At 64.5% G+C, this 16,930-nt stretch carries 5 protein-coding genes; 4 read left to right on the forward strand and 1 reads right to left on the reverse strand.

Annotated elements, in window-relative coordinates; genetic code table 11:
* Positions 1-82 precede the first annotated feature (82 nt).
* Complete coding sequence (locus tag FJ943_RS25380; protein WP_140726001.1) at positions 83-5,563, reverse strand: alpha-2-macroglobulin family protein; 5,481 nt, start codon at positions 5,561-5,563, stop codon at positions 83-85.
* Between the two features lie 280 nt (positions 5,564-5,843).
* Between FJ943_RS25380 and FJ943_RS25385 the strand changes: the two genes are divergently transcribed.
* The 4 genes from FJ943_RS25385 to FJ943_RS25400 all read left to right on the forward strand — a co-directional run bounded on the left by FJ943_RS25385 (position 5,844) and on the right by FJ943_RS25400 (position 16,925).
* The gene (locus tag FJ943_RS25385; protein ID WP_140726004.1) at positions 5,844-7,772 is read left to right on the forward strand and encodes an autotransporter assembly complex family protein; all 1,929 of its coding nucleotides are present in this window, start codon (positions 5,844-5,846) and stop codon (positions 7,770-7,772) included.
* Positions 7,773-7,774: 2 nt separating this feature from the next.
* The gene (locus FJ943_RS25390; RefSeq protein WP_140726007.1) at positions 7,775-13,831 is read left to right on the forward strand and encodes a translocation/assembly module TamB domain-containing protein; all 6,057 of its coding nucleotides are present in this window, start codon (positions 7,775-7,777) and stop codon (positions 13,829-13,831) included.
* A 252-nt stretch (positions 13,832-14,083) separates the two neighbouring features.
* Entirely contained in the window at positions 14,084-15,742 is a 1,659-nt protein-coding gene (locus tag FJ943_RS25395; protein ID WP_015317134.1) for an ABC transporter substrate-binding protein, read from the forward strand.
* A gap of 148 nt (positions 15,743-15,890) precedes the next feature.
* A complete protein-coding gene (locus tag FJ943_RS25400; protein ID WP_015317135.1) occupies positions 15,891-16,925 on the forward strand; it encodes an ABC transporter permease in 1,035 nt (344 codons plus the stop codon).
* Positions 16,926-16,930 lie beyond the last annotated feature (5 nt).

A 16,930-nucleotide genomic window follows, 5' to 3' on the forward strand; every position in this document is an offset into this window, starting at 1 on the left:
TCCCCGTCTCTATACGGGGAGAAATGCCCGGCAGGGCAATGAGGGGCGGCGCGAACCTCACGTTCATTTCCGCCAAGGCACCTTACGGTGCCTTGATCTCCATCATGCCGGTAGCTGTACGGGCCGAATATTGCGGGCGGTACATGTCCTCCACCGTTGCCGCCGGATGGGCGTAGGTGCCCGGCGTCACGGCGCGCACGACATAGGCAAGCGTCAGATTGTGGTCGTGGTCGCCATCGGCCGGGTTGAATGCCGCGACGAAGCGATCGTCGCGGAATTCCAGATGCGCGGCGTCGGTCTGTGCCAGCCAGGAGAAGTTCGTCAACTGGGCGCTGGAGACCAGGCCTGGATTGTCGATCTCGAAGCCGGCCGGCAACAGGTCGGTGACCAGCAGGCGCGACGGCCAGCTGTTCTGCTCGGTGACCTTGAGCACGACGACATAGCGTTCGTTCTGGGTTGCCTCGGTCACATTGGCTTCAGTGCCGTCGAGCTTGTAGTAGGTGCGGCTGATGGTGAAGCCGTCACCGCCGGCCGGCAAGGGCTGGATCGGCGACGCCACGGTGGTGACGACGGCCTGCAGCGGGGTCTTGCCGGTGTTGGCGATTTCCAGCGGGCTGTCGACCAGTTCGGAGCCGTTGACCTGGTTGGAATAGCCGCCGGAATGCGGCGCGCCATTGACGGTGAGCGCGATGGAGTCGTTGCCCTCCTTCAGCGCGCGCGCCGCCAGCAGCATCCAGGAATCGTCCTGGGTGCTGGTCCAGCGGGCTTCGGCGCGTTCCCTGGTCACCAGTTTGATCAGCTCGGGCACGATGGTCGATACCGGCTTCGATTCCGCCGCCAGCGACAGCATCGCCGCGCCGTCACGCAACGCCGAACCGTAGTCGGAGCGGTACCAGTCGTACTCCGTGCTCGACTTGGCGAGCTGCAGCGCGGTCTTGAACGTCGCCTCTGAACGCTGCGTGTCGCCGTAGAGCGCCAGGCTCGCCGCCAATTGGGCAACGGCCATCGGGCTCGAGAAGGCTTCGAGCTGGGTGTCGGCGTAATAGCGCAGATCGCCGATCGAGGCCTTCTTGTTGCGGGCGAGCACATAGAGGGCGTAGGCGATCTCGCTGCCGCGGTCCTGTACGCTCTGGTCGTAGCCGAGCGAGTTCTGCAGGTTGTTGAGGGCCTGGTTCATCGCCAGAGCCGGCACGTCGTATTTCTGCTCCCGCGCCCTGGTCAGGAATTCGCTGACATAGGCGTCGAGCCACGGGTCGCCGGAGCCCGGGCCCCACAGGCCGAAGCTGCCGCTCGAGGACTGGTAGCTCAGGACCTTGTAGATTGCGTCCTGGACGCGGCCGTGCAGGTCAGGGTCGCTTTCCATGCCGACGCCGGATGCCATCTCGTTGACGTAGAGAAGCGGCATGGCGCGGCTGGTGGTCTGCTCGGCGCAGCCATAGGGGTAGCGATCAAGTGTCATCAGCAGCGAGGGCACGTCGAAGGCTGCCGCCTGCGAAACGCCGACACTGACCGAAGCGCCGTCGAGCAGGCTGGCCGCCAAGAGTTCCTTGTCGACGCGCAGCGCGCCGCCATTGCCCTTGAGGTCGACCACAAGGCGCGTGGTGACCGGCAATTGCGCCGGGCGCACCGGCACATAGAGCGTCTGCTCGACCTTGGTGCCGTCGGCGTGCGCCAGCTTGATGGTGAGCGAGGCATTGCCCGCCGTGCTGGCGATCAGCGGCACGGTCAGCGTCTGGCGCTTGCCCTGGGCGAGCGTCAGCTTCTGGGGCAGGGGCTTGTCGCCCGTCGACAGGTCGCCCGTCGTATCGATCGACAGCGCGTAGTCGCCGGCCGGGCCGTCGGTGTCGGCCACGTCGAGGCGCATGACGGCATTGTCGCCAGGCGCCAGGAAGCGCGGCAGGCCGGCGGTAATCACTATGGGATCGCGCACGATCACGTCCGCCTGGGCATGGCCGACCGCTTCCTTGGTCCAGGCGACGGCCATGACGCGCACGGTGCCATTGAACTGCGGGATATCGAAGTCGATCCGCGCCGTGCCGTCGGCATCGAGCTGGACGATGCCGGAGAAGAAGGCGACCAGCTTTTCGGTGGGCGGGCTGCCCTGCGCCTGCATGTTGGCGCCGTCGCCGCCGGTCCGGAGCTTGCCGGTGGTGCCCAGCGAGCCATCGATCAGGCGGCCGTAGATGTCGCGGATCTCCATGCCGAGCATGCGCTGGCCGAAGAACCAGTTCTCCGGATCCGGCGCCTTGTAGTTGGTCAAATTGAGGATGCCGACATCGACGGCGGCAACCATGACATAGGCGTTCGTGCCCGGCTGCACTCCGGCCACGGAAACCGGGATCGACAGCTGCTGGCGCGGTACGGTCTTGTCGGGCGGCGTCAGCGTGATGGCGAGCTTCTTGGCGCCCGGATCGACCGTCAGCCACTTCACGCCGATGGCGCGGGCCGGCATGCGCGTTTCCTGCGCATCGCCCGGCCGGAACAGGGTTGCCGTGACATAGGCGCCGGCACCCCAATCGTCACCGACGGGGATATCGACGGTGCTGCCGCCTGCCGGTACGGTCGCCGTTATGGTCTTCAACAGCTTGTCGGAACCGATGTTGATCAGGAGTTCGCCGGCAAAATGCGGCGAGATTTTCAGCTTCGCCACTTCGCCCGCGGCGTAATTGTCCTTGTCGAGCGCGATCTCCAGGCCATCAGGCGTTTCGGTGGTCGTCGAGGCGACATACCAGCCGGCGTCGAACTCGTAGCTGGTCGCCGGCCCCTCAGGATCGGATGTCTCGACCTCGAGCCGGTACTGGCCCCAATCGACCGGCACGGAGACGGTGGCGTCGCCGTCGGCGCCGAGGTCGACCTGGCCGTTGGAAATCGACTTGGTGAAGGAGACCGGCTCGTAGTTCCAGGAGTTGTTGGAGCGGTACCACTGGTAATTGCGTTCGACCTTGACCAGTGTCCATTGCGCGCCTTTCAGCGCCTCGCGCTTGCCGTTGGGATCGACGGCGATCAGGCTGAACTTGGCGGTGCCGCCCTGCGGCACTTCGCCATCGGCGAAGTCCGGTCGGATGCCGATCATATGGCCTTGCGGGCGGATGCCGATGTTGAGCGAGCGCTCGATGGCGCGGCCGCCGGTTTCGCGCATGCGCACCGTCACCTTGCCGTCGACCAGCTTGGTGGTCGAGGGCAACTGGTCGACGGTAACAGGGAAGGTCGCCTTGCCGTCATCGCCGACCACCGGCAGGTCGGTGAGCGGCGTGACCGTCGGCTCCGCCGACTGCTCGTCGGCGAGGCCGAAGGAAAAGTTGGGAAAGCGGTCCCAGTCACGAGAGGTCGACAGCGTCAACTCCCCTTCCAGCGCAAGGCCCGCCGCCGGCGCGCCATAGAGGAAGCGGCCGTCAATGTCGATGTTGGCGGTTTCGCCCCGCGCAATCTCCTGCTTGTCGGCTTTCATGTCGAATTCGATGCGATCCGGCACGAAGTCCTCGACCAGGAACATCTGGCTGGCCACCGCCGGCTGCTTGGGATCGGTGTGGATCGACACCGACCATGTGCCGCGCATGGCGTTGGGTTCGAGCGGCAGGTCGACGGCATGGCCGCCGGCCGAGGCGCCGTCACTGACGATGCGGCGGTCCTCGACGCCATCGGGGCGCGAGAAGATGAAGGTCAGCGGCAGGTTCTCGACCGCCTTGCTCGCACCATCGCGGGCAAGGGCGGCGACATGGACGTCCTCGCCGGCGCGGTAGATGCCGCGCTCGGTCCAGGCATAGACGTCGAGCGCGCCTGGTGCCGCGCGTCCGGTGACGCCACGGTCGGAAAGGTCGAAGCCGGCCTTGGCCATGTCGAGGAAGACGAAATCATTATCGCCCTGCTTGGCCATCAGCACGGCCGGCACCATGCCGCCGTCACCGCGCGTCAGGCCGGGGTTGAAGACGGCGTGGCCGTCGGCATCCGACGTCGCGGTGCCGAGAACCTCGTTGTTCCTGGCGACCAGCGTCAGTTCGGCGCCGGCAATCGGCTTGGCGCTGCCCAGCGAACGGGCAAAGACATTGAGCCCGTCCTGGCCGGTATAGGTCGACAGGCCGATGTCGGAGACGACGAACCACTGCGTGGCCAGCGAACCGTAGTCGTCGCTCTTGTCGTTGACGGGCTGGGCGGTCAGCACATAGACGCCGGGCTTACGCTGCGGCAGCGCTTCGTCGACCGGGAAGGAGGTGGTGACTTCCTTGTTGAGGTCATTGCCGATGTCGAGCTGGCCCTGCCAGACCGGTGCGCCCATCTGCTCGGAAATGTTGGAGATGTCATAGCCGTCGAGCTGGTGCAGGAACTGGTAGCCCGACAGAAGCTGCGCCAGCGAACGGTCGCCGATGCGGTAGAGCTTCATTTCGGCGGCGTTCATGTTGACGGTGACGACCGGGATGCCGCGGCGCGCGCCGGCCGGCAGCACGAAGCTGTCGCCGGTGAAGCGGGCGGACGGCGCGCGGTCCTGTACGTAGATCGACAGCACCACGGGGGCGGCGGTCACTTCGCCGATCGCCGCCGGCAGGCCGGCGCGGAAGGTGACGTCGTAATGCTGGCCATGCTCCAGGCCCTCGACGCAGATCTGCTTGTCCTTGGCCTCGACGCCCTTGGGCGGCGCGTTGTCGACGGTGACGAACTGCGCGTAGTCGACGCCGGTCTTGACCAGTTCCTCGGAGAATTGCGCGCAGATGCGCGGCGCGCTGGTGTCGGCATCGATGCTGTGATCGACAACGCGGAATCCTTTGCGGGCTTTCAGATCGGCATAGTCGGCCTGGACCGCGGGCGAGCTTTCCAGCGCAAGGCTGGCCTCATAGGCCTGCAGCGCCGGCCGGTAGAGATCGCGCTTGTCGAGACCGTTGCCGAGCAGCGCCAGCACTTCGGCGCGCGTCTTGGTGGTGCGCAGCAGCTTATAGGCGTTGAAGGCGGCCGACGTGCCGTTTGCCGGCAAAGTCGAGGCTTCGGAGGTGTTGGCCGCAGGCTGCACGGCCAGCGTTTCGCGCGCCAGCTTGAGCCAGAGCTGGCCATCGTCAGGCATGACCGAGACCGCGGCCTCGTATTTCTGCATGGCGGAGCGATGGTCGCCGGTCAACACGGCCTGTTCGGCGGCATTGGTCAGCGCCGCCATGCCCTCTGTCGGCTTGTCGAAGGCCGGGCCGAGCAGCTTGTTGCGGTATTGCTGGGCCTGGTCGGCCATCCAGTTGGGAAAGAAGGCGAGTTCCGGCGGCGCGCCGATGTCGGGATCGCCGTCCATGTTGACGACCTTGCCGGCGACCGCGCCGGTGAAGGATTTCAACTGGTTATAGTCGGATTTGAGAAAGCACCATTTTGCCTTGGTGTTGTAGGTGAAGGCGCGGCAGGCCGGATCGCCGAGGCATGTCGTCTTGCACTGGTCGAGCGTGACGTTCTGGTCGGACCGGAGATCGAAGCCGAAATAATCGGAATTGTCCGTCGTCGCGATCCGCCGGGCCTCGGCCGCTTGCGCGACGCTACCCCAGGCAAGGAAAAAAAGGACGAGAATCGACAGACCACGAGCCGCGCGCATTGCCATTACACCCTCCAGACAATTGCAGACGTCCGGGCATGATCAAGCTTCAGTCGGGCTTGTCAACGCGCGAACGCGGCAGGTGCCGCCTGCCAACGGTTTATTTTCCGGCCAAGGACCGGTATGCGGACAGTAACCTCCATGGGAAAGGGGATCACGCTTTCTTGCGGAAACGCAGAAGGTGTGAATTCCAAGCCCGTCCTATTTCAGACAATTGGATTGTGGCCCCTTTACGAGCGCTTCAGAACTTCATTCCAATTTTAGTTTTACGAACTAGGTTGTCTTAATGCCGGCGTATGAAGAGCAGATGTCAGGAGGGATCGCGCCAGGGCGCGTGCTTCCGCGCGCCCTGCTTTTGGCCATGATGTGCTCGATGGCGCTGCTTTGCGAATCGAGGCCGGCGGCCGCATTCGAGCTTTTCGGCATCAAGCTGTGGGGGTCGTCCAGCGACGAGGACGCCGACATTGTCGATCCCCTGCGCTATGCGGTGACCATCTCCGCGCCCGATGCCGACAAGGACCTGGTCAAGAAGCTCGAAAACCCCTCGGCGCTGAAAGGCGACGAGGACCGGCCGGTTTCGGGCTCGCTCGGGCTGATGGCCAAGGCACGCAGCGACCGTGAACAGCTGGTCGCCGCCCTTTATGCCGATGCCCGTTATGAAGGCGTCGTCACCGTCACCATTGACGGCAAGCCGCTCGACGAATTGCCGCCGGACGCCGAATTTAAGGGGCCGCAGCCCATTCCGGTGGCGATCACCATCTCGGCCGGCCCCAAATTCACGCTCGGCAACATCAGGCTGGAAGGCGACGCGGCGGGGCTGATGAGCGCCGATTATGGGCTGATATCAGGCGGCGACGCCGGATCGGGCGCGGTGCTCAAGGCCGAGGCGCTGATCGTGCGGACGCTGAAGGAGCAGGGCAGGCCGCTGGCCAAGGTGACCGGCCGGCAGATCGTCGCCGACCATGCCACCTCGACGCTCGACGTGACGCTGACGGTCGCGGCCGGCCCGGTAGCCGGCTATGGCGCGACCACGGTGGAAGGCACCGAGAAGGTCGACCGCGACTTCACCGAATACATGACCGGGCTGAAGCGCGGCAGGCAGTACTCGCCGCAGGAGATCAGCGACGCGCGCGACAGGCTGCTGGCGCTGGAGGTATTCAACAGTGTCACCTTCAAGGAAGCCGACAAGCTCGACGCCGACGGCAACATCCCGATCGGCGTCCAGGTTAGCGAGCGCAAGCCGCGTTATTTCGGGCTGGGCGGCACATTCTCGAACACCGAGGGGCTTGGCCTGGAGGGCTACTGGGGCCATCGCAACCTGTTTGGCCGTGCCGAAAAGCTGCGCATCGACGGTGCCATCAGCGGCATCGGCAGCAACAATCTGTCCGAACTGAACTACAACGCCGGCATCATGTTCGAGAAACCCGGCGTCATTGGGCCGGCGTCGAAGTTTTTCGCCAGCGTCAAGACGGTGCTGGAACATCCCGACGCCTACGACCATTTCTCGGTCAAGGGCAGCACCGGCCTGTCTTATGAACTCGACAAGAAGCAGACCGTGTCGGCCGAGGTCGCGCTCGATTATTCGCGCATTCACGACGCCTTCGGCAAGCACAAATACCTGATCGCCAGCATTCCGCTGCAGTATGTCTATGACAACAGAGACAACCGGCTCAATCCGACCACCGGCTTCCGTTTGCTGGCCTATGCCGAGCCGAGCTACGACATTTTGAGCGGTGCGGCCTTCCTCAAGCTGAAGGGCGAAGGGTCGGCCTATCAATCGCTGGACACGGCCTCGAAGTTCGTGCTGGCCGAACGTGTCGCGGTAGGCTCGATCGTCGGTACCGGGCTGCAGAACGTCCCGGCCGACCGGCGTTTTTATTCCGGCGGCGGCGGTTCGGTGCGCGGCTATGCCTATCAGGGCATCGGCCCGAAGGACTTCACCGGCCAGCCGATCGGCGGCCTGTCCTTCTTCGAGACTTCGGTCGAGATGCGCATCGCCGTCACCGACACGATCGGCATCGTGCCGTTCGTCGATGCCGGCACCGTGTCGACCAAGTCGGTTCCCAACTTTTCCGACGTCAAGGTCGGCGCCGGTGTCGGCCTGCGCTACGTCACGCCGTTCGGGCCGCTGCGCATCGATGCGGCCGTGCCGCTCAACCGCGACCCAGGTGATCCGCATTTCGGCATCTATGCCGGCATCGGACAGGCGTTCTGACGATGAAAACGGTCTGGCGCATCCTTCGCATTGTCCTTTACACGCTGCTGATCGTGGTCGCGGGTGCGATCGGCGCGCTGGTCGTGCTGACCAAGACCGAGCGCGGGCGCGACAACCTCGCCGGCATCATTTCGCGGCTGGCTTCGAGCGACGACCGCAAGGTCACCGTCAGCGGCATCGACGGCATCTGGTCGGGTAATCTCAGCGTCGACCATGTCGTGCTTGAGGACCGTGAGGGAGCCTGGCTGGTGGCGCGCAAGGTGGCCGTCGACTGGTCGCCGACCGCGCTTTTGTCCAAAAGCTTCAGCGCCGATCGCATCGCCGCCGATCGCGTCGAACTGGCACGCCTGCCGGTGGCCGGTACGCAGCCGCCCGCGCAGAGCGGCACGACGACGCTGCCGGTCTCCATCGACATCAAGCAGATCGAGCTGCCGGAAATCGCGCTTGGCCAGCAACTGGCCGGCAGCGGCATCGCCGAGCTCGCGGCCAAGGGAATGCTCAAGGCCGATGCCGCGCCACTGGCGGTCCAGACGGTGCTCAATGTCACCCGTCACGACGGCAAACAGGGCAATGTCGACGCCAAGATCCATTTCGCACCCGCCGATAACAAGCTGGACCTCGACCTCAAGGCGTCGGAGCCGGCCGGCGGCATCATTGCCAACCTGCTCAAGCTGCCGGATGCGCCACCAGTCGATATCGTGGTTTCGGGCAGTGGGCCGCTTGCCAACTGGAGCGGTGTCGGCACCTTCCTCGTCGACCATCGGATCGTCACCCAGCTCACCGGCCGTCACCAGCTCACCGACAAGGGCAATCATGTCGAGGCAAAGGGCGACGGCGATTTTGCCCGCTTCCTGCCGGAAAACCTGAAGCCGTTGTTTGCCGGCAAGACCAGCTTCGATGTCGCGGGCACCGCCACGTCGGTGGGCGGCATCAGCATCGACCGGGCCAGCATCGAGAGCGATGCGGTGCACGGCACCGCGTCCGGCATTGCCGATCCTGCCGGCGCCAGCGACCTGTCGGTCGAACTCGCTGCCAAGGGCCCGCCCGTGGTGATCAGCGTCGGCAGCAAGGCGCAGCCGATCACGCTCGCGATCAAGAACGCCACCGCGCGCGCCTTCGGCGACGGCAAGGCGCCGATCGTCGACATCGGCGCCTCCTTCGTTTCGATCGTCGCCGGCGGCACGCGGCTGGACGATCTGGCGGCGCAAATCCATTCCGATGGTTTCGATATCCAGAACCGCGCCGGCCCGGTTGCCGTCAAGCTGGAGGCGGGCGGCCTGAACACCGACGTCGCGACGTTGGCGCCGCTGATCACCGGCAAGGTCAATGTCGATCTGGCCGGTTCGATCAGCAAGGACGCCGTTATTGCCATCGATCAGGGTACGCTGCGCTCCGATGCGGTCAATGCCTCGCTGACGGCGACAGTGGCACTCGCCGACATGTCGATGCAGCTCAAAATGAATGCCGATGCCGTGGCGACCGCGTTTCCCCAGCAGATCGCCTCGGTACTCGGCGGGCGGGTGAAGTTCTCGGCCACGGCATCGCGCGATCCGCAGGGATCTTTCGCCGCGAATTCCATCGAACTCACTTCAGGATCGCTCAGCGCCAGCGGTACGGCCAGCATGCAAGGCACTGACATCCAGGCCGACATCAAGGGCAAATTGGGCGATGTCTCGGTGTTGTCGCCGACGGTCGGCGTGCCGGTTGCCGGCGGGGTCGATTTCGCGCTGTCGGCAAGCGGCGCGATGACCGCGCCGGATTTCACCGTAACCGCCAACAGCGACAGCCTGACCGCTTCGGGCCGCACGGTGAAGGCCATCAAGCTGAGCGCGAGCGGCAAGGCCGACATAACGAACCCTTCCGCCAACGTCTCGCTGACCGGCGCCGTCAACGACCAGCCGCTCGACATCAAGGCGGCCCTGGTGACCAGCGAGGGCAAGCGTTCGATCAATGGCTTCCTGGTATCGCTGGGCGACAACAAGGTCTCAGGCGACCTGGCGCTCGACGACAAGTTCATGCCCCTGGGCACGCTGACGCTCGCCGCACCTGCCATCGACCAGTTGGCCGCGCTCGCCGGCCAGGCGGTGACCGGCGACATCAACGGCACCATCCTGTTCGCCAAGGACGGCGATGCACCGTCCATTGCCATCGATGCCAAAAGCACGTCGGTCGCGCGTGGCGAGGTGACGGCCAAAGCGATCGCCATCAATGCGCTCGTCGCCAATTATCTCAAGGCGCCGGCGATCTCGGGCACCATCAAGGCCGATGCGGTCACTTCGGGAAGCACGGAAATCAGCGGCATCGGCGTCGACCTCAAGCGCGACGGCGACTGGACCGATTTCACTGGTGGCGCGACCATAGCGGGCATTCCTGCAACCGCTGCCGGCCGGGTGAAGATCGCCGAGGGCACGACCAGCGTCGAGATCGCCTCGGGCGAGGCCACCGTTCGCGGCATCAAGGCGGCGGTCGCCGAACCTTCGGCTCTGACCATCGCCGACGGTGCGGCCAAGATCGAGAAGCTGGCGCTCGATATTGGCGGCGGCAAGGTGGCGCTGTCGGGCAGCGCCGGCGAGACGCTCGATCTGGCGGCGCAGGTCTCCGCCTTGCCCGCCGCCCTTGCCAATGCGTTTTCGCCTGGCCTGGATGCCACGGGAACGCTTGACGGTATCGCTGAAGTGAGCGGAGCGCCGGCAACTCCCGATATCCGGTTCAACGCGAAACTGGCCGGTGCCGAGACCAGCCAGACCCGCCAGGCAGGGCTCGGACCGCTCGCCGTCGATGCGGCCGGCAGCTACACGATCGCCGGCGGCGTCGCCCTCGACCATGCAACCCTGTCCGGCGACAAGGTCTCCGGGCAGGCGACAGGCACCATCAATCCGAACGGGGCGAGCGATTTTGCCATCGATCTGACCTCGTCGGGCCCCAGCCTGCCGCTGACGGTCGGCAGCGCCGAGAGCCCCGTCAAGATCGAGGTCCGATCAGTATCGGCTAAAATCGCGGGCGAAAGCACGCATGCCCGACTGGACCTTTCCGTGATCCTGCCCTCGGTCGTCACCAGCCCGGCGAGGGTGGACGGACTGACCCTCGCACTGCACTCGGACGCATTCGATCTCCGGAATCGCGCCGGGCCGGTTTCCGGAACGGTATCGGTGGACAAGGTTGGGCTCGACAATCCAACGATCGCGCCGCTTATCGCCGGCAAGGTCACGGCCGCGCTCAGCGCCCGGCTGAGCGCCGACACTGTGGCTATCGACAGCGGCTCGCTGAAAAGCGATGCGCTGAGCAGCCAGGTGGCCGGTCAGGTATCGCTGCGTGACGGTGCCATCGATCTCAACCTGAAGGCGGATGCGCCATCGTCGGCCTTGCCGGCGGCGGCGCGCGGCATGCTTGGCGACCGCGCCCACATAAGCGCCACGCTGAAGCGCGAACCCAACGGCAATCTCCACATCGGTGGATTGAAGCTGGCTTCCGGCGCGCTAAGCGCCGACGGACAGGCAAGCCTTGCCGACAACAAGATAACCGCCGATATCAGGGGGACGCTGAGCGACATCTCGCCATTGTCGAAGGATGCCACGGGCGCCATCGCCTTCGCGCTGAGCGCGCAAGGGCCGGCCATGGCGCCCGACCTGTCGCTTACCGTCAACAGCGACAGGCTCTCGGTTGCATCGCGCGAGATCACCGGATTGAAGCTCACGGCTACCGGCAAGGCCGATGCCGCCAATCCGGCGGCCAATGTCCAACTCACCGGCAATGTCGCCGGGCAGGCGCTGCAGGGGAGTGCCGTGCTGGCAACGGCGAACGGCAGGAGCGCCGTCAATGGCCTGCTGCTGTCGCTGGGCAAGAACCGGATCTCGGGCGATCTGGCGCTGGACGACAAGTTCGTGCCTGAAGGCACCATTTCGCTCGACCTTCCCGACATCGGGCCGCTTGCCGCGCTGGCACTGGAAAAGGCCGAAGGCGACGTTCGCGGCACGATCGCCTTCTCCGGGAATGGCGCGGCGCCGCAGGTCGCCATCAAGGCGACGACCGACTCGATCATACGCGGCGACCTGCAGGCGAAGGCCGTCTCGGTCAATGCGCTGATCGCCAATTATCTCGCCGCTCCCGTGATTTCAGGCAAGATCCGCGCCGACACCGTCACCTCGGGCGGTACGGTGATCAGCGGCATCAATGTCGATTTGAAGCGCGATGGCGACTGGACCGGCTTTTCCGGTGGAGCGACGGTCAAGGGCATTCCGGCGCAGGCGGCAGGCCGGGTGAAGGTAGCCAACGGGACGACCACCATCGAGCTTGCTTCAGGCCAGGCGACCGTCCAGGGCATCAAGGCGGCCATCGCCCAGGCCTCGACCGTCAGCATCGCCAATGGCACGACGACGTTGGACAGGCTGGTGCTCAACCTTGGCGGCGGCACCGCGACGGTGACCGGCAAGGTCGGGCAGGCGCTCGACATCAATGCGGTGCTGGCACGCGTGCCGATGTCGCTCGCCAACAGTTTTTCGCCCGGGCTCGATGCCGCGGGTTCCATTTCCGGCACGGTGAAGGTGACGGGCGCACCGGCGAGCCCCGCGGTTGCCTTCAACATAGACGCGGCCGGCGTGCAGACATCGCAGACCCGTGGCGCGGGCGTCGGCGCGGTGAGCGTTTCTTCGTCCGGCACCTTTGCCGGCAACAAGCTGGCCTTCAACGCCAATATCAGCGACGGGGCCGGCCTTGGGCTCAAGGGCGGCGGCACGGTGACGACGGTGGGCACTCCGGCGCTGGCGCTCGACTTCAACGGTGCGGTGCCATTCGGCCTTCTCAGCGAGAAACTTGCCGCGCAGGGCTTGTCGCTGACCGGCAACGCCAACGTCAATGTCCAGGTGCGTGGTCCGGCGACATCTCCGGTGATCGGCGGCAGCGTCAAAACCTCCGGCGCGCGGCTGGTCGATGCACGCTCGGGCCTTGCCATCAACGATATCGCGGCCGATGTCTCGATCGGCAATGGCGTTGCCAGGGTCAATCGGTTGACCGGAACCCTGTCGACGCGCGGCAGCCTGTCGGCCAGTGGCACGGTCGGCATCAATCCGGCGCAAGGATTCCCGGCCGACCTGTCGATCAAGCTCACGGACGGTCGTTATACGGACGGTCGCGTGGTGACCGCCAACCTTGGCGGCGACCTGACGATCAAGGGGCCGCTGACTTCGGCACCGGCGATTGCCGGCACCGTCAACCTGGCCAAGACCGTCATCACGGTCCCGGACAAATTGCCGGGCTCACTCTCGGCGCTCGACGTCAAGCACAAGAATGCGCCGGGTCCGGTCAGGGCGCAGGACAAGGCGCTGCGCCCGGCCACGACCAGCGGCAAGAGCGGTGGCAGCGGCCTTGCACTCGACGTCACGGTCAACGCGCCGAACCAGATCTTCATCCAGGGCCGGGGTGTCGACGCCGAATTCGGTGGCTCGCTCAAGCTAACCGGCCCGGCCTCGTCGCCGCAAGCCGTCGGCACCTTCACCTTGCAGCGCGGCCGGCTGTCGATCCTTGGCAAGCGGCTGACCTTCACCGAAGGCACGGTCGGGTTCTCGGGTTCGCTGGTGCCTTACCTCAATCTGACGGCGACGACGACGACGACCGGCGCGACCGTCACCATCGTGGTGTCGGGCGAGGCGACCAATCCCAAATTCACCTTCAGTTCGGTGCCTGCGCTGCCGGAGGACGAGGTGCTGGCGCAGTTGATCTTCGGGCGGTCGATGTCGAACCTGTCGCCGCTGCAGATCGCGCAGCTGGCCGAGGCCGCCGGACAATTGGCCGGCGTCGGCGGTTCGACGTCGCTTCTGGAAAACCTGCGCAGCGCCATCGGCGTCGACGACCTCGACGTGACCACCGATGATAAGGGCGGCACGGCGGTCTCGGCCGGCAAGTACCTGAACGACCGCACCTATGTGACCATCCAGAAAGGCGACAAGCCGGGTTCCGGCAAGGCGACCATCGATCTCAATGTCGGGCGCGGCGTCAAATTGCGCGGCGAGGCGACGGACGCCGGCGAAGCCAAGGGCGGCATCTTCTACGAGAAGGAATATTGAGGGCCTGGCCTTCATCCTGGCCGCAACTGGCGCTGTCGTAACCAGTGCGAATGTCTCAATTTAATTGCCCGAAGAGATTTTGGCGAAATCTGGGCGCACTAGCAATTTTGCGCCAAGACTGTCGCTATCACGCGAACTGCCCCCCTTCCAAAGTTGCACATTCGCTAACATGTTCCCAATCCATGCCGTCTTTGACATCATGGCCCGGATGCGGAATGTTAATCGGCGGAAAGCCAACAATGGGAGTTAGTCATGACAATCTATAAGAGCAACGGCGACAGCGTTCCGGATCACATCCTGGCGATGGCCGAAGAAGCCAAGTCGGGCAAAGTCGATCGCCGCGAATTCCTCGCGCTCGCCAGCGTCTTCGGTGCCTCGACCGCTATGGCCTACGGCCTGCTCGGCCTTGCCGCTCCGACTCCGGCCAAGGCCGAGGACGTCCAGGGCAAGAAGGGCGGCGTGCTGAAAGTGGCGATGTCGGTCAAGGATCCCAAGGATCCGCGTACCGCCGACTGGTCTGAGATTTCCAACGCCGAGCGCCAGGCGCTCGAGCCGCTGGTGAAATACACCAAGGAGTACACATTCGCTCCATATCTGCTGGCAAGCTGGGACATCAACGACGACGCCACCGAGTACACGCTGCATGTGCGGCCTGGCGTCGAATGGAACAATGGCGACAAGTTCACCGCCGATGACGTGATCTACAATTTCACCCGCTGGGCCGACAAATCAGCCGAAGGCAACTCGATGCCTGGACGTCTCGGCAGCCTCGTCGACGAAAAGACCAAGAAGTTGCGCGAAGGGTCGATCGTTAAGGTCGACGACATGACCGTCAAACTGAAGCTGTCGAAGCCCGACATCGCCATCATCCCGAACCTGTGCGACTATCCCGGCCTCGTCGTCCACAAGAGCTTCGACGAGAAGGGCGCCAACTTCAAGAACTGCCCGATCGGCACTGGTCCGTTCGAGCTCGTCTCCTATGATGTCGGCCAGAAGGTGGTCTACAAGCGCCGCACGACCGGCAAGTGGTGGCAGGGGGAAGCCTTCCTCGACGGCGTCGAGTTCATCGACTACGGCACCGATCCGGCCGCGACCGTTTCGGCCTTCGAATCGGGCGAAGTGCAGACCAACCACGAAACGACCGCCGACTACGTCAAGATCATCGCGGACGTCGGTGCGCCGCCTTCGGAAGTGGTGACCGCGGCTACCGTGGTGTCGCGCTTCAACGTCAACGCCAAGCCTTATGGCGACCAGAAGGTGCGTCAGGCGATGTGCCTGGCCGTCGACAATTCGGTGGTCCTGCAGCTCGGCTACGGCAATGCCGGCACGCCGGCCGAAAACCACCATGTCGCGCCGATCCATCCGGAATATGTCGAACTGCCGAAGATCAAGCGCGACGTCGCCAAGGCCAAGCAGATGCTGACGGAAGCCGGCGTGATCGATTTCGAACACGAGCTGATCAGCAACGACGAGGACTACCACAAGAACACCACGGACGCGATCGCGGCCCAGCTGCGCGAGGCCGGCATCAAGGTGAAGCGCACCGTGCTGCCGAGCTCGACCTTCTGGAACGACTGGACGAAGTATCCATTCTCGGAGACCAACTGGAACATGCGTCCGCTTGGCATCCAGGTCATCGCCATCGCCTACCGCTCGGGCGAAGCCTGGAACGAGACGGCCTATGCCAATCCGGACTTCGACAAGAAGGTCAACGAGGCGCTCGGCATCGCCGATGCGGAGAAGCGCAAGGTGGTGATGAAGGACATCGAGCAGATGCTGCAGGATTCCGGCATCATCATCCAGCCTTACTGGCGCAAGCTCTACATCAACATCAAGCCCGAGGTGAAGAACCACTCGATGCACCCCACCTACGAGCACGATTTCGGCAAGGTCTGGCTCGATCAGGCGTGACCGCTGCTTGATGAATATGAGGGGCGCCTGCCCCTCATATTCGCAGGATCGTCGCCGTTGCATTGGATGCAGCGGCGGCGGGACGCTACAAGGTTTTCGTCACAGGGTTGACCATATCTGACCCCAACCCGGCCGGCAGGGGGGCACAATGTTCTCATTCATCATCAGACGCATCGGCACGATACTGCTCACGATGCTGTGCCTGACGCTGGTCGTCTTCTTCCTCGTCAATCTCGAACCCAATCTGAAAAAGCTGGCGATCAGCCAGACCGAAATGCACACATCGGCGGAGCAACTCGAAAGCTGGCTGGTCAATCACGGCTATCGCCAGAATTTCTTCGTTCGCTATGGCCAGTGGCTCGGCGTCGTGCCCAAGCAGCCGATCACGGATCCGGCGACCGGAAAGACCACGCAGCGCTTCTCCTTCTGCAATGACCCGGCCGTGCCGACATTCTCCGGCGTGATCGAGGGCGATTTCGGTTGCTCGACCAAGTTCAAGACCACGGTCGCGGCCAAGCTGTTCCCTGCGCTGGGCGCTACCGGCATTCTGATGCTCTGCGTGCTGGGCGTAATGGTGCCGGTGTCGCTGCTGGTTGGCATCCTTGCCGGCATGCGGGAGGGGTCGCGCACCGATCGCGTGCTGTCGATTGCCTCGATCGCCTCGACGGCGACGCCTGAATATGTGTCGGGTGTCATCTTCACCGTCATCTTCGCTTCGTGGCTCGGCTGGCTGAACGGGTCGGCCGCGTCCGCGAGCCAGGGCATCACCTTTTACAATTTCACCCTGCCGGTGATCACGCTGGCGATCTACGGCATCGGCTATATCGCACGCATGACACGCGCCTCGATGGTCGAGGTGATGACGCAGCAATATATCCGCACGGCACGCCTGAAGGGGCTTTCTTTCAAAAGCGTCGTGGTCAAGCACGCGCTGCGCAACGCCTTGATCGCACCGTTCACCGTCATCATGCTGCAGTTCCCCTGGCTGCTCACCGGCGTCGTCATCGTCGAGGTGATGTTCCGCTACCAGGGCTTCGGCTACACGCTGGTCGAGGCCGCCGGCAACAACGACATCGATCTTCTGCTCGGCTGTTCGCTGGTCTCGGTGTTCATCGTGCTGATCACCCAGCTCATTTCCGACGTCGGCTATGCATTCCTCAATCCGCGCATCCGCGTTCAGTAGGGAGA

This window comes from Mesorhizobium sp. B2-3-10, from assembly GCF_006442275.1.
Lineage (GTDB): Bacteria > Pseudomonadota > Alphaproteobacteria > Rhizobiales > Rhizobiaceae > Mesorhizobium > Mesorhizobium australicum.

Excerpts from the sequence above, each read along its gene's own strand:
- FJ943_RS25380 (WP_140726001.1), bottom strand. The coding sequence starts at position 5,563 with ATGGCAATGCGCGCGGCTCGTGGTCTGTCGATTCTCGTCCTTTTTTTC.
- FJ943_RS25385 (WP_140726004.1), top strand. The coding sequence starts at position 5,844 with ATGCCGGCGTATGAAGAGCAGATGTCAGGAGGGATCGCGCCAGGGCGC.
- FJ943_RS25390 (WP_140726007.1), top strand. The coding sequence starts at position 7,775 with ATGAAAACGGTCTGGCGCATCCTTCGCATTGTCCTTTACACGCTGCTG.
- FJ943_RS25395 (WP_015317134.1), top strand. The coding sequence starts at position 14,084 with ATGACAATCTATAAGAGCAACGGCGACAGCGTTCCGGATCACATCCTG.
- FJ943_RS25400 (WP_015317135.1), top strand. The coding sequence starts at position 15,891 with ATGTTCTCATTCATCATCAGACGCATCGGCACGATACTGCTCACGATG.